An 18,621-nucleotide genomic window follows, 5' to 3' on the forward strand; every position below is an offset into this window, starting at 1 on the left:
TTTGCTTGTCTGACCGGAAAGGATCAGCGGCAGATCTTTACCCCCGCAAGGGTAACGCAGGTCTTTTCCTTGCCCGGCACGTCAACGTCGCCTTCGCTGCGCTTTTTCTCGATCCGCACGCAACCGGCGCCGGGAACCACGGGCAGGCCGTTGCTGCAGGCGCAGCGGCTGTCCGTCACCTGACGCATGCCTTTATAGCGGCAGACGCAGGCGCCGTTGCGCTTGACCGTCGATGCGCTGTCACAGCTGACCTCGGCCCGGGGCGTATAGCACTGGCCTTTCGAGTTGCGCTTTTGACCCGGCTGGCATTCCTCGCGCGGGGTATAGCATTGCCCCTTCGAGTTCAGCTTTTGACCGGCGGCGCAGTCGGGATCGACCCGCGGGGTATAACACTGCCCCTTGGAGTTGATCTTTTGACCCGGCGCGCAGTCCGGTTTGGGCCAGAAACAGACGCCTTTCGAATTGCGTTCCTGCCCCGGTTCGCAGACCACCGGCATCGGCGGCAGATCGACCGTCACGCAGGACGGATCGACATCCGCCGCTGCGGGAACACCCAGCGCCGCGAACAGCGCGTCGTCGATGTCGCCCGTGGGCTCCAGCCCCAACCGGTCCTGCAGGGCGCGCACACCTTCGCGGGTCTTGCGGCCCGGCGCGCCATCGACCGGCCCACCGTCGATGCCCATCAACTGCATCGCCTGCTGCACGATCGAGGCGCGCTGGAACTTGCTGTCGCCCACTCCGATCGCGGCGCAGTTTTCGAACTGTCCGCCCCGAACCAGGCCCGGCAGGGTCAGTTGCATCCTGATGGTGCTGGCCTGACCGGGCTGCAAGGCAAGTCCGCCGTTGACACAGCTGGTGCCCTTGCCGTCGCTGCGGAAGCAGTTCCAACCGTCGCCAGCGCCATTGACCTGCGTGGGTTTCGGCGATCCGAACAGATCGTCGATGACCGCCGGACCGCTGTAGGGCGCGTCCCCGACGTTGCGCAGGGTCAGGCTGAAGTCACAGCCATAGCTTTGCGCGGACTTGTTCACCGAACAGGCGCCTTCGGCGGATTTGACCAGCTCAAGCTCGGGGGCGCCTGTGGGGGTGTCGATGACATCGCCCTCGGCCGTCAGCGTCACGCAGGACGACAGCGGGACAGCGCCATCGCTTTGTGCGCAGTTGCGCGCGTCCTGAACGCCCTGGTTCGTCAGATCGGCCGCAAAGACCTGGGCCATGACCACATGGTCAGACCCCGGATCCAGCATCCCCGCTGCGGCCCGGCATTCCCCGGACAGGCGGCTGGCCGAAATCGCGCAGTCCAGCGCATCCGAAATCGGGATCATCGACGTGATCGCACCAAAGGGGGCAGACCCCGGCGTGAACCGATCGGCAAAGACCAGGTCGTCGCGCGGCTCTGCGCCCTCGACGCTTAGCGTCAGGGTGCAGGCCCAGGACCAACCCGGCACACCCTGATGTTCGGCAGGCTGGGCTGCTTCACAGGCTTTCACCAGGTCATAGGTCGTCGGCACCGGGCGCGGGTTGTCGATCTGGTCGGTTTTCTCCTCGGTGATTTCGGGGAAATCGGATTGCACACAGGACTGGTTGTTGCCCATGTCGGTTTCGGCAATGGGTATCCCACTGCTGGTGCCGCCCACATTGGCGCAGTTTTCATCCCAAAGGGCTGCGCCCACCTGCGCCTGCACAAGGATCGGCGGCAGGGTGGTGGTCGACGCCGTCACGGCAAAGTCACAGCTGAGGACCGTACCGATTGTGGTACAGACCCAGCCATCGGTCGCGGCGGCGGGGCTGGCCTGGAACAAAGCGAACCCGGCGCTGCCCAGATCATCGGTCACCGTCACCACATCACCAGCCGAAAGCGTGCCAAGGGCCACCATCGGCGCCAGTTGGAATGTCGCGAAATCGGCGTTTCCTTCGACCAGCGTCTTTTCGATCGTCAGATCGACCACGTCATAGCCGTCTTCGGTGATGATGAACTCGGCACAGGCCGAATGACCGTCGATTTCGAACAGGTCTTCCTCGGGGGCGATGGAACTGTCTGCCATCGAGACACAGTTTTCACCCGTTGCATTGCCAAAGCCCACCGGCGGGACGAAATCCACCTGATAGGTCGTGCTGTCGCCGGGATTCAGAGCAACCGTATCGGTGCACCCCGGGCCTTCCAGATCGGCAGGCGCACAGATCGCCGGAGTGATCGAGGCAAAGCCGTTGCTGATCGGCATCGTGCCGTTCATCGTCACCCCGTCAAACAGCGTGATCGGGCCGGTATAGGCACCGGTGCCGACATTCGTGACCTCGTAGATAAAGGTGCAAGCCTGCCCGGTCTGGCATTCGCCGCCATGGACGTCAGCCAGTTTCTTTGTGATCTCAAGGTCAAAATCGCCTTTCGAGAAACAGCTTTGAACCTCGATCGGTGCGCCGGTCTGATCGTTGACCGAAGCATCGGCGCAATTGGTAAAGGGTTCCGTCACCGCGATGCGCAGGGCAAAGCTTTGGCTGAAGGTCTGCCAATAGCTGGCCGGTTTGCCCGGCAACAGGCCTGTGTGCATCTCGCAATCCAGCGGACCGGCGGTCGGCATTCCGGCATTGGCGCAGGACCAGGCGCTGGCATCGCCAACCGGCGGATCAAAGGACCAGATCTGCATCGGCCCGCCGTTTATCAGCGTATCGCTGACCTTGATCGGGTTCGTCGCAGTCGGCGCGGGGCCACTATAATCCACCGTGATGACGCATTCATAGTTCTCGCCATCGGCGCCTTCGGCCTCCAGCGGGGCGCAGGTCTTGTGAACGGTCAGGTCGCGGTCGCTTTGCGGCGGCTCGCAGGTCTCGCCCTCGGGGATGGTGATTTCCACCTCGCCCATGCAGCACAGGTCCAGCCCCTTACCGCCGCCCGCGCCGTTCTGGACGGCCTCGGTGCTGATGGCAAAGCTGTCGCCCGGCTGCGCGCCCGCAACGCGGAAGTTCAGCGGATCGCTGCCCGGGATCAGGGTGATCCCCTGCGCGGCAGTCGAGACCTTGATATCGCTGGGGTCAAAGCTGCCCGAAAGGCTGTTTTGCAGGCTAACAACCCAGGTGCCGGTGGCCTGATCGCAGGCCACGTCCGGGGTAAAGGGGGTGCACTGCGCGCCCGTTGGGGGCGGCGGCGGGTCTTCGGGGTGACGCACGGGGATATCCACACAGGATTCACCGATTGGGTCGGCAAAGGGCGCGACATCGGCGCTGGCATAGCTGGCGTGCATGTCCTCGGCCGCAGGCAGGGCGTTGGGGTCAAACCCCATCCGGGCCAGACGCGCGCAGTTTGTCCAGTCAGCGTCGTTGTCGTGGGTCAGGGTCATGCCGACATCCACCGTCACGCCGCCCGCAGGCAGGCTTGCCTCAAGGATAAAGCACTGCGGGACGGTCGCGCCAAAGGGCGGCGCGGCAGGATCGCAATCCCAGCCCGCGGCGGTCAACGCGTCGATGGCATCACCATTGATGGTGCCATCGGGGGCTGTCAGCTCTTCCTCGAGAAACAGGAAATCGCCGGGCTTGGGGTTCGACCCCGGCACCACGGCGATCTGGCAGGAGGCGCCATAAAGCGGCTGCCCCGCGCCGCCGGTCTTGACCGGGGCATCACAGGTTTTTTCGATGCTTGCCTCTGTTTCAGGCACTTGCGGGCAAGCTTCGTCACCCAAGCAGAAATTGTTGTAGCCGACAATTTCAGAAGGGCTGGATGTGAAGTCGCCATAAAGCTGAACCTCGGCAACATCCGACAAGACATCATTGAAGGCCTGAGACTGGTTCACGACGGGAGTAGAGCCGTTCAATACTTCAGAAAAGGTGCCAGACCCGCCCGACGGAATCGGTTCACCGGGCTCCAGTCGTTTGATTTCGGCACAAATCCGATGCCACCCGGGGTTGCTTCCTTCAGGGTCGGTGATCGGCTTGGTAGGATTCAGGGCGATCCGATTGCCGTTGGTCCCCAGGAAGACAATCCCCGGCGTGACAAGATTGCTGGCGGTGGCGGTGCCATCGTGGATGATCTGAACATCAAAGCAGAAACTGGCGCAGTCCTTGCCGTGAAACAGGTCCCCGACAAAGGGGCTGTTTGCGGTCGTACACACTGCAGAAGGACCGCTTCGGTCCGTGATCTGCAAGAAGAGGTCTGACGGGTCCGATCCAACCGGGTTCACGGGGTTTGACAAGGTCACGTTAGGCCCCCAACTGCAGGCCTGCCAATTGGCGATACCGTCATCAACTGTTTCGCAAATCTGCGCGGTCGCAGAGCCGGCGTTCAGCCAGATGAGCGCCAGCACAAGGGCGCCAATCTTGTTCAGGTTATGGGCAAACATCATTCTGCCTCCTTCTCGCAGGCCGCGTCGGGCGTTGTGATTTCGACTGTGGCGTTGCAGCAGGCATAGGGCTGACCGCTGTCGCGTTCGGCTTCGTTGAAGGCACACAGATTCAGTTGCCCCCGTTGCCCCGCCACCATGGCCCCAAGCGAGGCCGAGAAAGGCGCAAGCAGGCTTTGCTCGGTCGGCAGGGTGCTGATCTGGCCCGAAGGATCGTCGATCTTGAGCCGGTCCAGCCCTTGCCCGTGCTTGTCGTCAAAGATACCGACCACTTCGTATTCGCCCGAGGCCGGATTGCACCGCGCCAAAAGCTGGGTGGTCAGGCAGGCGGGCGGTTTTTTCCCGCAAGGCGGCGCAAGGCAGGACCCGCCGCCACCCCCGTTGCCGTCATCGTCGTCGCCATAGCCGTAATCATCGCCGATCTCGTCATAGCTGACATAATCTTCGCCATGGCCGCCCTGGCCGCGACAGCCGACAACCTCGACGTCGCCGACATGGCCGCTGACCCGAGGGCCGTCATAGATGCGGTCATAATCCGCGAAAAAGCTTTGCCATGGCGGGCGGTTGCCCGCGCTGTTCAACAGCACCGGCTGCGCCTGAAGGCCGTCGATCTCAAGCGCGCCGCCCGGCTGCAGGGCGCGGGACAAGGGCGCGTCGTCGCGCAGCCTTTCGCCCGTGGTCCAAAGCGTGGCACCGCAGAAATCACTGCTCCAGTCACCGCGATCGTCATAGCCGGGGCCAACATCGACCCCGCCCAGCGCCTTTTCGCCCTGGGCGCCAAAACCCACGGGGTAGATCTGCGGCTGCTCGACCCAGACCGAGGGCGTATCGGGATCTTCGGGATCTTCAAAGACATAGCGCAGAACGGTGGCGCGGCGGGGCTTGGTCAGGGCTTCGTGGTCAAAGGCGCCAATGCGTTCGCCCCGGCGTGCCAGCACCATCGCGCCGTCACCGGCAAAGACCATGTCGGTGATCTCACCGCTGCCAAAGCCGTTTTTCACCGTCAGCTCCCACCGGGCGTCATCGACAAAGGCACCGGTGCGATCGTCAATGCCCACGGACCAGACCTCGGGTCCGTCGGCCACGGCATAGTACAGCCGCCCGCCGTGCTTGGCCAAACCCCAGACGCGGCGCGCGGGATCGGCAAAGCCCCAGCTTTCGGGGTCTTCGGTATCAAAGCCCCTGTCGGTGATTTCGACCACAAGGGACGGATCGTGGGGTTCGGGGCTGTCCAGTCCGGCGCCGTGGTCGAACTGCTCCAGATCGCGGCCATCCAGGTCCAGCCGGTGGATCATCCCGGTTTGCAGGTCAGAGACGAACAACTGGTTGTGGTCCGGGTCAAAGGCGATATTGCCCAGCCCCGGCCCGGTGTTGTCCGCACCGTCAAGCGTGATGTTGGTCAGCATGCTGATCTGCCCGGTTTCACCGTCCACCTTCCAGACGCTGCCCGGTCCGGCGCTGCCGTGGTTGCCCCATTGCCCCGCCATCCAGCGCGCTTCGGGTTGGCCCCGAACAAGCCGGTCGGGCAAGGTGTCGTTGTCGCGATCCGGCCCGATGATGTTCAGCCCATAGGCGGAACTTGCGGTCAGGTAGAGGTTGCGGAATTCCTCATCGTCGATGGCCAGCCCAAAGACCTGCCCGACATCGCGCGCAAGGATGCGGTCATAGGGGCTTCGGGTGATTTCGGTTCCGTCGAAACTGCGGCCCAGCGCATCGGCGCCCAACAGCGCCGCCACCGTCCCGTTGGGATCAAGATAGCGATAGCGCGGCGCGGCCAGATCCGGCGGTGGATCACCCGCGCGCACCAGCGGTGTCTTGGTGACAAAGCCGCTAAAGCCGCTGGTGACCACGGTGCCGTGATCAAACAAGGGGACCGAGGGACGGTCCGATCGGGCAAGACGTTCCCGCCCCGCTGCGTCCCTCACAATGGCCGGCCGAGTGGGTAATATCCACTCCTCACGGGTGACCGGCCGGGCCTGTTCGGCAGGGGACTGCACCGCCGAAGGCAGGATCCACTGGACTTGGGCCGGGGCCTCGGCCCCGACAAGACTTGCGAAAATTCCTGCCCCAAGGGCAAGACAGTGTCGAACAACAGGCATCAAAATACCCCTTCTGTGAAAAAAGGCTTCCCCAGCATAGGCAGAGGCCGGGTGGCGACAAAATCACCAGACCGGGTGAAAAACCGCAGTTAATGTCGTGCCAGCGCCCATTTGCGCCGGGATTTCCGGGCTGATCCCCCCTCGGGTCAGCCGCTGCGGCAAGGGCCGCCCTGGCGGCGGCGCTGTGTCGACGGGCTGTCCACGCCCAGAACCGGCGCCACGGTTTGCAGCGACAGCCAGTTGCCGGACATCATGTGCAAGAGGCTGCCATTGCGGGCGCGCAGGCGGCTTTGCACCGCCGCGATCAGATCGGCATATCCCGATTGGGCGTCGTCCAGCGCCGACCAATAGCCCGCGCTGTTCACCGCCATGCCCTGGGCCGCCTTCATCCCGGCGTAAAAGCGTGCGAAGGGTCCCGAAAGCGTGTCTGGCAGGTCTTGCGGCATCGGATCGGGCGGGATCAACCCCACGGAATGCACCGCAGGGGCCATATGCACCATCAGATCGGTCAGATCCTTGTAGATGTCATTCGCCAGCAAGGTACGGGTCGTAAAAGCCGCCGTTTCCAGCCGCACAAGGGACTGCGCGATATCCTCAAGATTGGCGCGGGCCGAGGCGTCGTGATGGTCGTGCAGCCCGGCGATGCCCTGCCCGCCAACGTTGTTGGGCAGGGTCATGCCCTGGTCCTGACGCAGCTGCAGATCGGCATCCAGCGCGGAGAACAGCCGCTGCTTGTCCAGCAGGAATCCCTGATAGGCGATGCGGTATCGGGCGCTTTGTTCAGTGTTCAATGTCTGGCCCGCAGTCACGCAGGCAAACAGCGCGGCCTCGGGTCCCAAGTAACCATCGTGGACGAAATCCACCGCGCCGAACTCCATCAGCCGGTCGGTCAGCATGGCGATGGTATCGCGCTCCAGCGGCTGGCGATTGGCGGCCCAGGACAGGGCGGCGGCGGCCAGCGCCAGCGCGGCCAGTATGCGCAAGGCCCAGATCATGGACAGCCCCGCCCGGGAATGGGCGGCTGACCGCTGCGGCACTGGCAGGCGCTGGCATTGACCTGCACCATGTCGCCATACCGGCACACACAGGCGCCGTTGCGTTTCACCGTGCTGGCCGCATCGCATTGCGCCGGGGGCGGATCATCCGGTTTCACCGGTCCGCCGCCCGAACTGCCCCCCAGCCGTTCGACGCAGCCGCGCCCGGGCACAAGGCGATAGCCCTCGACGCAGGCGCAAGAGGTCGCGCCGGTGCGGATCATGCGCGCATAGCGGCAGGCGCAGCCATCGCTGCTGGCGACGGTGGTGGCAGGCTGGCAGGACGGGCGCTTGGCCCTGGGCAGAAGGACATCGGTGCAGGCGCGGTTGTTCCCGGCCTGCGCATCATCAAAGCCCCCCAGCCCGAGGATCGCCAACAGCCGTGGATCGCGGGCCGAACGCAGATCCTTTAGCCCGAACTGGCCGGCAAATTGCGCGGCAGCGGCCAGGGTTCTTGGCCCTTCGGCGCCGTCGATCGGACCAGGATCAAGGCCAAGCCCGGTCAGGGCGGTCTGGACAAGAAACAGCTGCTGGCGCGGATCGCCCGGCGCGGCAAGATCGGCGCAAAGCTGCACCTTGCGGTCGTCAAAGGACGGGCCGGCCTGCACCGTCATCGGCAAGTCAAAGCGCCCGCTGACCCCTTCGATCAACTGGCAGAACAGCGCGCCCTGCCCCGCCGCGTTGCAACTGGCGGCGCCAGACAGGGTCAGGGTCAGATCGCGGGCCCCGGTGGCCGTCAGCGTGATCGGGATCACCCGCTGTTCAGGCGCCCCCGACAGACGGCTGACCATCAGGCTGCCCCGGCACAGATGACCGGCAGCGCCGGACGGACAGGCGGTAACGGCTTCGATCGCGGCGGCGAAATCGAACTGGCGTTCGGGTGCAGGGCGCGGATCAGATGCGGGCGTTTCGCGGCCAGGATCACCCGGGGGCGGCGCGATGCACAGATCGGGCGGTGCGGGCGGCAGGCTGCGCTGCGACAGACAGCAGGGGCCTTCGCCCTTAGGCAGGCCAACCACGGTCACCGGCCCTGCCCCGGTCAGATTCAGGCTTTGCCGTGTCACCGGCAGCGACAACAACTGCCCCCCGCTCAGCACCCTGTAGGGCAGGCCGGCATCGTCGCGCGCATTGCGCGTGGCGCGGGCCACGGGCTGACCGCCTTCGCACTGCCATGACAGATCCAGCCCGGGACAGGGGTTCAGCCCCTCGGCGCCAGCGGAAAAGGAAAGAAGCGACAGGCAAATGCCTGCAAAACTGGACAGGGCGCGGGTCATTTGGCAAGCTTTAACATCGCTTTACCCTGACCTGAAAGGCCGGTCCAAACAATGCGTATCTTTGCCTTCACGCTGCTTTGCCTGTTGCCTGTCCCGGCACTGGCCTGTTGGACCGACGCCTATGGCGATCCGCTGAAACAGGACTGGCCCCAAGCCGACAAGGAAACCTGGTACGAAACCAGCCAGGGGTCCCGGCTGATCCCGATGCCCTGGTATCAGGCGATCCGCCTGCCGGACGGCGCGCGCTTTGACAGCCCCGAGGTGCAGGGCCGCTATGCCACGCATCTTTGCCCCGACACCGGGCGGCCGATGGGCTTTGTCGTGGACCGCGATGTCGCGGCGGGCGATGCGCTGGGGCTGAACTGCGCCGCCTGTCACACGGCGGTTCTGGACGATGGCAACCAGCGCTTCGTGGTGGATGGCGCGCCCTCGGACCTTGATCTGCAAAGCTATATGCGGGACCTGTTCGGCGCGATGCTGGCGCTTTACCGCGATGGCGGACCGCAGCCGGGGCCGGTCTGGACGGGGTTCGCCCGGGATGTTCTGGGCGACGACCATCGGGCGTCCGAAGCGCTGGATTTGCAACAGGATGTCCTGGCCTGGCTGGAACGGTTCAACAAGGTACAGCAAAGCATCGAGGCCGGCAGGGACTGGGGCCACGGGCGCACCGATGCCGTCGCCGTGATCCTGAACACGGCCGCCAGCCTGTCGGACACCCGCGCCGGAACCCTGCTGCCGGCGGCCAGTGCGCCGGTGTCCTTTCCCCATGTCTGGAACGCCCCGCAGATGCGCCGGGTGCAGTGGAACGGGTCGGCCTGGAAGCTGCTGGACATCGGCCTGGTCAAATCCATCGAGATGGGCGCCGTGGTGCGCAACGTCGCCGAAGTGCTGGGCGTCTTTGCCGAGGTGCGCCTGACCTCGGAGGCGATGGACGACTGGGGCAGTTACCCCAATGTCACAAGTTCGATCCGCATGGCCAACCTGGTCCGGCTTGAACGCAGCCTGGCAACGCTGAAAAGCCCGGCATGGCCGCAGGCCTGGGGTGACCCGCAGGCTGATCCTGCGCTGTTCGACCATGGCGCCGCGCTTTATGCGGAAAACTGCGCAAGCTGTCACAGCCTGATGGACCGCGACGACCTGCAAACCGTGATCGAGGATGCCAGCACCGCAACGCAGGGCCCGGTGACCCGGATGGTGCCGCTGTTCGATCTGCGTGATCCGCAGGGAGCGGGGCTTCAGACCGATCCGATGATGGCCTGCAACGCGCTGACCCACACCACCTGGGCCGGGGCCTTTGGCGAACTGGACGACAGCTTTGGCGCGTTCCGCAAACTGAGCAAGGGCGCGCTGCCACAGGCCGTATCCTTGCAGAAATTCGCCCCCGACGTGACGACCCTGCGCCTGATCGAGGAACTGGCGCTGCGCCTGATCTTCGAAAAACGAGGAGAGCTGGCAGACCTGCAAAAAGAAGACCTGCAGGCCGAGGCCCGCGCGATGGCCGACAGCTTTGCCCAGGCGCTGTGGGGCCCCCCGGATACGACCGGGGTCGATCCGCAGAACAGCGATTTCACACCAACGCCCGGCACCCATGGCGCCACCAGCGTGCCGCAGGCCCGCGCGCTATGCGCCGAGCTGCTGCGCAAGGCCGGGGCCGTGCCGGAATACAAGGCGCGTCCGCTGAACGGCATCTGGGCCACCGCGCCCTTCTTGCACAATGGATCGGTTCCCAGCCTGGCCGACCTGCTGTTGCCGCCCGACCAGCGCCCCAGGGAATTCACCACCGGTGCCGTGCGCTTTGATCCGGACCGTGTTGGCCTTGGCGCGCCCTTGGGGCAGGGGCCGGTATCGCGGTTCCGCAGCCACGATGACGATGGCCAGGCCATTCCGGGCAACGACAACGGCGGGCATGACATGCCGGCCTCGGTTGCCTGTTTCACCGATCCGCAGGGGCAGACCTGCGCAGGTGACCGCGCGGCGCTGCTGACCTATCTGAAGTCACTTTAGCGGGCGGCTGGGCGCGGTGGCGGTCAGGCCCATCGCGACCTTGACCAGTTCGGTGCGGTTGCGCGTCCCGGTCTTGCGCAGCACCGATTTGATCTGGGAATTGATGGTTTCGACCGATCGCGCCCGGTGGGCGGCGATTTCTGCGTTGGACAGCCCGTCGCCCAGCAACCCCAACAAGGCGATCTCGGCCTTGGACAGGGGGAAATAGCGCGCCACGGCCTGGGCGTCGATCTGCTGGCTGGCCGACCCGTCCAGCACCGTGACCAACCGCGTGCCCGCGCCGAATTTGTCCAGCTCGGGATGGTTGTCCAGCGGGCAGACCTCGACAAAAAGCGCGGCCTCGCCCGGGCTGTCGGGATCCGGGAAAAGCACGGCCTCGTTGCGGGGGCGCGCGCCGTGGCGGCCATGCACGTCGTCGCGCGACAGCAATGCGTGCAGTTTGGGCTGCTGCGCACCGTCGGCGCAGATCAGGTTGCCCGCACGGTTGATCGACAGTTCCTGCCTGTCCTGCACGATGCGCAGCATTTCGGTATTGGCAAAGATCACCTGACCCGACGGGCCGATCACCGCGATGCCCATGCGCAGGCTGTCCAGAAAACTGTCCAGCGCGGTTTCCAGCACCCGGGCCCGGCGCACGGCGCGCCCCATCGACAGGGCCTTGGCCAGATGGGACAGCATGGCTTCGGCCCAGACGATCTGATCCGACGAGGGCAGCGGCGTATTCTTCCAGAACTGAAAGGCAAAGCGGTCGGTGTTCCAGCTTTCCTTGGACAAAAGCGCGCCATAGCGGTCGGACACGCCGCGCCGCAACATGGCCGCCACGTTCGGCCCGGGCTGGGTGCCGCCGCGATACAGCGCCTTGTCGTGGATCAGGTTGATTTCGTTTCCGGTCGAGGACAGATCGGCCAGCCGATCCTGATCAGCGACTTCCTGGTCGTTGTAGGCCTCGACATAGGCCTGCACGAAGTCAGGGTCATAGGCGCTGGACAGATGTTGCAGACCCACTTGCCGGCGACCGTCCTGCGTGGTGCAGTCAAAGATCATCGCGCCAAAGGCCCCGACACGGGTGCACAGATCTTGCAGAACATCGGGCAAAGCGTCCTGACGCAGGGCCGTGTCGTAAATCGCTTGTATCAGACGGTGATCGTCAGCCATGCTTGTCCCCAAGACCTGGTTCACCTTACGTGGCTTTCGCCCGTTCGCTCAACGGGAAAAACCTATGAGAATGTTGACGTTACTGGCGCTCTGCCTATGGACGAACACCGCAGCGGCGCAGGACGCCGACCTGCGGGCCGAAAATGCCCTGCTGAGGGCGCGCATTGCCCAGCTCGAAGCGCTGTTGGCCGAAGGGCAATCCTGCCGTGCGGCCCCCGCGCAGGGTGACGTCGGCGCCCTGATCGAAAAGCTGGGCGCGCAGGAAGAGGCGCACGCCTGGGCCATCCTTGGACTGTCGGATGCGCCGCTGATCCTGCCCGACAGCGTTTTGACGGCGGTCGTCCCGCAGGAATACCTGTTGCTGACCGATCAGGCCCCCGAGGTGTTGGGGATCGCGGCGGATCAGGTTCTGTACCGCTATGATCTGGCGCTGACCGGCTTTGCCGCGCGGCTGGACGACGGCCAGCGTGACGCCCTGCGCGCCAGCGGTGTCCAACTGGTCGAAAATGGCCGCATCTATGTTGCCGGGTCGGGCGATGCCGCGGCAACCGCAACCCCGGTCACACCGTCGCAAAACGTCACGGCGGCGGTCGATGTCTACCTTCTGGACACCGGCATTCGCGCCGGGCACAGGTCTTTGCAGGGGCGTGTCGCGGCGGCGGGCTTTACCACCTTTGACAACGGCATCGCGGCCGAGGACTGTTCCGGGCACGGAACCCATGTCGCCGCCCGGATCGCCGGGCACGTGCTGGGCGTCAGCGACAAGGCGCGGCTGATTTCGGTGAAAGTGATGGATGCCTTTGGCGGCGGCGATGTGGCCACGGTCATCAAGGGCATCGACTGGGTCATGTCCCAGCCGCGCGGCGCCCCCGCCGTTGTTAACATGAGCCTGACGCGCAAACATCCCGGCGGGATCGATCCGCTTGCCATCGCCGTGACGCGGCTGATGGACAGCGGGGCCGTGGTGGTGGTTGCGGCGGGCAATGCGTCACAGGACGTAGCGCAGTTCACCCCGGCCAATATCCCCGGCGTCATCACGGTCGGCTCTGTGACCGATGGTCAACTGTCCAGTTTCAGCAACGCCGGGGCGGGCGTCGATCTGTATGCCCCGGGAGAGGCGGTGACCTCGGCCTCGATCCGGGATGTCTGCGGGTTGCGGCAAATGTCCGGCACGTCGATGGCCGCGCCCTTTGTCACCGGGCTGGTGGCCGAACTGCTGGCGCAAGGGCAGGCCCCCGACACCATCCCCGACGCCCTGCGCCAAGAGGCAAAGCAGGTTTCGACCGGCGCGCTGACCGGCGAGACCCTGCGCTTTGTGCTGAGCGATCTACCCGCCCAAGTGGCCGAACTTTGCCCCGATCCGTAACTTGCCGCGGCAGGCAAGCCCTTGAAACCGCAAACAGGCCTGCCCGCCCTGTGGATTTGGGGGCACGCGGCCCGGGAAAAGCACAAGATGTTGTTTCATCTTGAGGGCAGATGGTTCAATAAGACCCAAATGATTTGTAGTTTCCGGGCAGGCCCGGGTCGGCCTTTTCGCCGCGTTTCAGGAGGCATTTTGTGGGCAGTATTCTGAACAGATTGGCCGGGTTGGCGGGTCTCGCGGTTGTCGTGACGACCGGTGCCGCAGAGGCCCAGCAGAATTCTGTCTGGGATCGGCCCAGCCTTGGGTTCATGGGGGTGCCGGGGCTGATCGACATGCCCACCGCCCACCCGATGCGGGACGCCGACCTTGTGTTCAGCGCAGCGGTCGTCGGCAAGTCCAACCGCAACACGCTGTATTTCCAGATCACGCCGCGCCTGTCGGGGGTGTTTCGCTATGCGGTTCTGAAGGACTATGACCTGAACACAGGCATCGGCCCCTATGACGACCGCTTCGACCGCAGTTTCGATTTCCGCTATCACCTGACCGAAGAAACCCGCAACCGGCCGGCGATCACCATCGGCCTGCAGGACATCTGGGGTACCGGTGTCTATTCGGGCGAATACATCACAGCCACCAAGACCTTTGGCCAGCTGCGGGCGACCGCCGGTGTCGGATGGGGACGCTTTGGGTCGTACAATGGTTTCACCAACCCGCTGGGGATCCTCAGCGACGACATGAAAACACGCCCCGGGCGCACTGCCGTTGCCTCGGGCCAGTTGCGCACGGCGCATTGGTTCCGCGGCGACATGGGGATCTTTGGCGGGCTGCAATACGCGGTGAACGACCGTCTTGTGCTGTCGGCGGAATATTCGTCGGACCAGTACGACCGCGAAACCGCCTTTGTCGATTTCGACCACCAGTCCCCGTTCAACTTTGGCATCAATTACAAGACCCGCTGGGGCCTGGATGCCAAGCTGGCTTATCTCCACGGCACGACCGTCGGCGTGCAGCTGTCCTATGTGTTCAATCCAAAGACTCCGGGCCGCTATCCCGGTGGCATCGACAGCGCCCCGGTTCCGGTTCGCGCCCGGCCCGCCGGCTCGGCCGCGCAACTGGGCTGGACCACCGACGCCGACCGCCCCAAGGCCATCCGCGCCAGCGCCAAGACCCTGTTCGACGCCGAAGGCATGATGCTGGAGGCGATGAGCACCGAGGCGCGCGTAGCCACCGTGCGGTTCCGCACCGGGCGGCAAAGCTCGGCGGCGCAGGCGCTGGGGCGGGCCTCGCGAATCCTGACGCAGATCCTGCCCGATTCGATCGAACGCATCGTGCTGATCCCGGTCAGTGAAAACGGGTTGCCAGCCGCGCAGGTGACGATCAACCGCAGCGATCTGGAAGAGCTTGAGCACGCCCCCGACGGCGCATGGCAAAGTTTTGCCCGGGCGCAGCTGTCCGATGCCTTTCCGGTGGACCGCACTCTGGCCTTTCCCGAAGGCACCTTTCCGAAATTCGACTGGCGGCTGGGCCCCTATGTCAGCGCCACCTATTTCGATCCGCGAAGCCCGATCCGCCTGGAATACGGCATGCAGGCAACCGCGCGCTATGAACCCGCGCCGGGCTTTGTGCTGGGCGGCATGGTCCGTGGCCGCCTGAGCGGCAGCGACGAGGATTTGCCGGTCTCGAACTCGGTCATCCGGCATGTCCGGTCGGACGCGGGGCTTTATGCCAAGGACAGCCAGATTGCCCTGACCAACCTGACCGCCGCGCATTATTTCCGGCCCGCCAAGGACGTCTATGGACGCGTGAGCCTTGGTTATTTCGAAAGCATGTATGGCGGCATCTCGGGCGAGGTGCTGTGGAAACCGGTGAACAGCCGTCTCGCGCTGGGGCTGGAGCTGAACTATGCCCAGCAGCGCGATTTCAACCAACGCCTTGGGTTCCAAAGCTATGGAGTCGTGACCGGCCATGCCTCGGCCTATTACGAGGCAGCGAACGGGTTCGACTATCAATTGGACGTCGGGCGCTATCTTGCCGGGGACTGGGGGGCGACCGTGGGGATCGACCGGCGGTTCGACAACGGGATCAAGATCGGCGCCTTTGCGACATTGACCGATGTTCCCTTTGCAGATTTCGGCGAAGGTTCGTTTGACAAGGGCATCCGGTTCGAAGTGCCGCTTTCGGCCATCACCGGGCGGTCCTCGACCCAGGTGATCAGCCGCACGGTGCGCCCGGTGCAGCGCGATGGCGGCGCCCGGTTGATCGTCGACGACCGGCTGTATGAAAGCGTGCGGGACTATCACCGCCCGGGGCTGCAACAGCAATGGGGGCGGTTCTGGAGATGAGACGCCTGATTTCCCGCGCGGCTGGCGCAACGCTTTTGGCGCTGGCGCTTGTCGGCTGCTCCTCCTCCTCGGAAACCAACCTTCTGTCCAGCGGGCTGGCCCGGCTGAAGGCGGGCAAGGCCGAACCGCAGGACCTGCGCAAGATCGTCACCCGCGCCAATGTCGCCGCCGAGGGCAAGCCGATCCTGTTGATCGAATTGCCTGACCGCAAGGCGCAGGCGCTGGCGACGCAACTGGGCAACAATGGCGGCGTCGAAACCTGGCTAAGCCCGGACGGCGTGTCGGTCAGCCTGAACCGCGGTATCGTGGTGGCAACGCGCGGCCTTGGCGGCGACCTGATGACCGCCGACATCGCCGAAGTCCTGGCCGGCCTGTACAACGGCGCGCCGCGCGCGACCCGCATTCATCGCTATCTGGATGGAGAAGACACCGTTCAGGTGGCCGCCTTCATCTGCGATTACACCAATCGCGGCGGCGAACCCGCGCGCACCGCCGTCGGGGACATCCCGGCCATCCGCATCGACGAATCCTGCGCCGGGCCCGATCTGACCTTTGAGAATCGCTATTGGATCGGGCAGGATGGACGCGTTCGCAAGGCGCGACAATGGATTGGACCCAAGGTCGGCTTCATGGTATCAGAGCGTCTTGATGACTAAGATGCGTGCATGGTGCTGTTTTTCGCCAACTTGCGGCATATTTCAGTTCTGAATGCTTGTTTCGGCAGGCCGAGTGTATTAATGAATCGTTAAATTTCGTGGGAGTAAACGATATGACCAAATTCAACTTTACCGCTGCAATCGCTGCAAGCGCTTTGTTCCTTTCCACCGCCGCCTACGCGCAGTCCAACGATTGCGAAAACAGCAATGACGAAGACTGTGGCGTTCTGGCCGCGGCGTCTGCCTCGTCCGCCGCTGGCGCACTGGCTCCGGCGCTGGCACTGGGTGCCGTTGTCCTGATCGGCGCAGCCGTCGCAGGTGGCGGTTCGGGCAGCTCGTCGCCACAGACCACTGGCGGGAACCAATAGCCCGTTCAGAGATTGCTCTGAAAGCAACAATTTGGAAAGACGGGCCAGATACTGGCTCGTCTTTTTTGTTTTCGACTCAGTATTGATATAATGTGCATTTCAAGGGGCCAGCCAATCAGAGCGGGCGCCCGAAGCAGTGGGGCAAAGATGATCAGACACACATTCAAGGCGCTTCTTGCTGGCGCTGTCGTTTTTCTGGGTGGCTGCGAGATTGGCTACAACTCGCCCAAGGTGAACCCCCTCAGGGACGGTGACACCAAGGTGCGCGTAGTGCGCATGACGCCTGAAACGGTGCTTGCGGCCAATCGGTCATCCTATCGCCCCAAGACCCTGCCGTCGGTCTTTTTCCAGACGTCGGGCTATGGCAGCGGCGTGCGCGGAGCGGGCGTGACGCCCAGCCCCGTGGTCGATCAGACCCGCAAGCCGGTTGCGATGGAAACCCGTCTGCCCCCGGACATCCAGCCGCGCCCCTACCGTATCGGGGTTGGCGACGTTCTGCTGCTGGCAACGCCCAGCGGCGGCACCACGATCGAACAGCTTAGCGGCCTTCTGGCAGCATCGAATTCGCGCCAGGGCTATACCGTTCAGGACGATGGCGCGATCGCGATCCCCAACGTCGGCCGGGTGCAGGTCGCCGGCAACACCCTGGACGAGGCCGAGGCCGAGCTGTTCCAGCGCTTGGTCGAAAACCAGATCAATCCCGAATTCAGCCTGGAAGTGGCCGAGTTCAACGCCCGCCGCGTTTCGATCGGGGGGGCGGTGGCGAAACCGACCGTTGCGCCGATTTCCCTGACGCCGCTTTACCTTGACGAAGCGCTGGCCGCGGCAGGCGGCATTCAGGCCCAGGATCAGGACTATGCTTCGGTCCGGATCTACCGCGAAGGCACGCTTTACCAGATTCCGCTGACCGAACTCTATTCCAGCCGCGGGCTGAGCAAGATCCTGCTGGTCGATGGCGATAGCGTCTTTGTCGATACCGAATACGAACTGGACCGCGCCCAGGCCTATTTCGAAGAGCAGATCCGCCTTGCCGAATTCAAGCAGCGCGCGCGGATCAATGCCCTGGACGAACTTCAGACCGAGGTGAACATCCGCCGCGGCAACCTGTCCGAAGCGCGCGAAAACTATCTGACCCGGCTAGAGCTGGATTCGGTCGAGCGTGACTATGTCTATCTGGCGGGCGAAGTGGCCAAGCAGGCGCGCTATCCCCTGCCCTTTGGCAAGAACGCGTCGCTGGCGGATGCCCTTTACAGCAACGCCGGCATTCCCACCGAAACGGGCAACGTCCGCGAGATCTATGTCCTGCGCGGATCGCCCGACCCGCGTGAATTCGGCGCGGTCACGGCCTGGCAACTGGATGCACGGGATGCAACCAACTTCATGCTGGCGACACGGTTCGAACTGCGTCCGAACGATGTGGTCTTTGTCGCTGAACAGCCGGTAACCCGCTGGGGCCGCGTGATCCGTCAGATCACCCCGTCGCTGATCACCACGGCCGCAACAGCCGCGATCCAGTGACGCCGGGGCGGGGCGACCCGCCGCCAAAGCGCAACCATCACCCGTCCGTCCGGCCCACATGGGTTCGGGCGGGTTTTTCTTGTCCGCCACAGCGCCCAAGGGTGACGGGTGTAGGGGATGTTTGATGCCCGACATGCGCCCCCAGATCACGCAATCGCCTGACCTGCCCCCTGCACGACAGAGGCCGATCCATATGCACCGGGGTGGAGCGTAGAGCGTGGAGCGTGGAGCGTGGAGCGTGGAGCGTAGAGCGTAGAGCGTAGAGCGTAGAGCGTAGAGCGTAGAGCGTAGAGCGTAGAGCGTAGAGCGTAGAGCGTAGAGCGTAGAGCGTAGAGCGTAGAGCGTAGAGCGTAGAGCGTAGAGCGTAGAGCGTAGAGCGTAGAGCGTAGAGCGTAGAGCGTAGAGCGTAGAGCGTAGAGCGTAGAGCGTAGAGCGTAGAGCGTAGAGCGTAGAAAATCGCGCAGGGATGGCCCGGTT

Annotated in this window: 11 protein-coding genes; 6 read left to right on the forward strand and 5 right to left on the reverse strand. The window is 64.3% G+C overall.

What is annotated here, in order from left to right; translation table 11 throughout:
- Positions 1–23: 23 nt before the first annotated feature.
- From QF118_RS02725 to QF118_RS02740, 4 genes are all read right to left on the reverse strand, one after another.
- Entirely contained in the window at positions 24–4,103 is a 4,080-nt protein-coding gene (locus QF118_RS02725; RefSeq protein ID WP_282301114.1) for a peptidoglycan-binding domain-containing protein, read from the reverse strand.
- Positions 4,104–4,330: 227 nt separating this feature from the next.
- A complete protein-coding gene (locus QF118_RS02730; RefSeq protein WP_282301115.1) occupies positions 4,331–6,199 on the reverse strand; it encodes an NHL repeat-containing protein in 1,869 nt (622 codons plus the stop codon).
- Between the two features lie 377 nt (positions 6,200–6,576).
- Positions 6,577–7,425, reverse strand: coding sequence for a hypothetical protein (locus QF118_RS02735; protein WP_282301116.1), 849 nt, complete (start codon positions 7,423–7,425; stop codon positions 6,577–6,579).
- Positions 7,422–8,738: a hypothetical protein gene (locus QF118_RS02740; RefSeq protein WP_282301117.1), complete on the reverse strand. Its 1,317-nt coding sequence runs from the start codon at positions 8,736–8,738 to the stop codon at positions 7,422–7,424. Before QF118_RS02740 ends, QF118_RS02735 begins: the two co-directional genes overlap by 4 nt.
- A gap of 51 nt (positions 8,739–8,789) precedes the next feature.
- Between QF118_RS02740 and QF118_RS02745 the strand changes: the two genes are divergently transcribed.
- Positions 8,790–10,742 carry a di-heme-cytochrome C peroxidase gene (locus QF118_RS02745; protein WP_282301118.1) on the forward strand — a complete coding sequence of 651 codons (1,953 nt, stop codon included), beginning with the start codon at positions 8,790–8,792 and terminating at the stop codon, positions 10,740–10,742.
- On the opposite strand, the gene QF118_RS02750 is transcribed toward QF118_RS02745, so the two are convergent.
- Positions 10,734–11,897, reverse strand: coding sequence for a helix-turn-helix transcriptional regulator (locus tag QF118_RS02750; RefSeq protein WP_282301119.1), 1,164 nt, complete (start codon positions 11,895–11,897; stop codon positions 10,734–10,736). The genes QF118_RS02745 and QF118_RS02750 overlap by 9 nt on opposite strands.
- Before the next feature lie 70 nt (positions 11,898–11,967).
- Here QF118_RS02750 and QF118_RS02755 point away from each other — a divergent pair, with 70 nt between their 5' ends.
- From QF118_RS02755 to QF118_RS02775, 5 genes are all read left to right on the forward strand, one after another.
- Positions 11,968–13,263 (forward strand): S8 family serine peptidase, encoded by a 1,296-nt coding sequence (locus tag QF118_RS02755; protein WP_282301120.1) that lies wholly within the window; start codon positions 11,968–11,970, stop codon positions 13,261–13,263.
- Positions 13,264–13,454: 191 nt separating this feature from the next.
- Positions 13,455–15,602, forward strand: a complete 2,148-nt coding sequence (locus tag QF118_RS02760) for a YjbH domain-containing protein (RefSeq protein WP_282301121.1) — start codon at positions 13,455–13,457, stop codon at positions 15,600–15,602.
- Positions 15,599–16,258 (forward strand): YjbF family lipoprotein, encoded by a 660-nt coding sequence (locus QF118_RS02765; protein WP_282301122.1) that lies wholly within the window; start codon positions 15,599–15,601, stop codon positions 16,256–16,258. The genes QF118_RS02760 and QF118_RS02765 overlap by 4 nt, the downstream gene beginning before the upstream one ends.
- 113 nt (positions 16,259–16,371) lie before the next feature.
- Positions 16,372–16,626: a hypothetical protein gene (locus tag QF118_RS02770; RefSeq protein ID WP_282301123.1), complete on the forward strand. Its 255-nt coding sequence runs from the start codon at positions 16,372–16,374 to the stop codon at positions 16,624–16,626.
- A 147-nt stretch (positions 16,627–16,773) separates the two neighbouring features.
- Entirely contained in the window at positions 16,774–18,144 is a 1,371-nt protein-coding gene (locus QF118_RS02775) for a polysaccharide biosynthesis/export family protein (protein WP_282301124.1), read from the forward strand.
- Positions 18,145–18,621: the final 477 nt, after the last annotated feature.

The organism is Tropicibacter oceani, from assembly GCF_029958925.1.
Lineage (GTDB): Bacteria > Pseudomonadota > Alphaproteobacteria > Rhodobacterales > Rhodobacteraceae > Pacificoceanicola > Pacificoceanicola oceani.

Excerpts from the sequence above, each read along its gene's own strand:
- QF118_RS02735 (WP_282301116.1), bottom strand. The coding sequence starts at position 7,425 with ATGATCTGGGCCTTGCGCATACTGGCCGCGCTGGCGCTGGCCGCCGCC.
- QF118_RS02740 (WP_282301117.1), bottom strand. The coding sequence starts at position 8,738 with ATGACCCGCGCCCTGTCCAGTTTTGCAGGCATTTGCCTGTCGCTTCTT.
- QF118_RS02745 (WP_282301118.1), top strand. The coding sequence starts at position 8,790 with ATGCGTATCTTTGCCTTCACGCTGCTTTGCCTGTTGCCTGTCCCGGCA.
- QF118_RS02750 (WP_282301119.1), bottom strand. The coding sequence starts at position 11,897 with ATGGCTGACGATCACCGTCTGATACAAGCGATTTACGACACGGCCCTG.
- QF118_RS02755 (WP_282301120.1), top strand. The coding sequence starts at position 11,968 with ATGTTGACGTTACTGGCGCTCTGCCTATGGACGAACACCGCAGCGGCG.
- QF118_RS02765 (WP_282301122.1), top strand. The coding sequence starts at position 15,599 with ATGAGACGCCTGATTTCCCGCGCGGCTGGCGCAACGCTTTTGGCGCTG.
- QF118_RS02770 (WP_282301123.1), top strand. The coding sequence starts at position 16,372 with ATGACCAAATTCAACTTTACCGCTGCAATCGCTGCAAGCGCTTTGTTC.
- QF118_RS02775 (WP_282301124.1), top strand. The coding sequence starts at position 16,774 with ATGATCAGACACACATTCAAGGCGCTTCTTGCTGGCGCTGTCGTTTTT.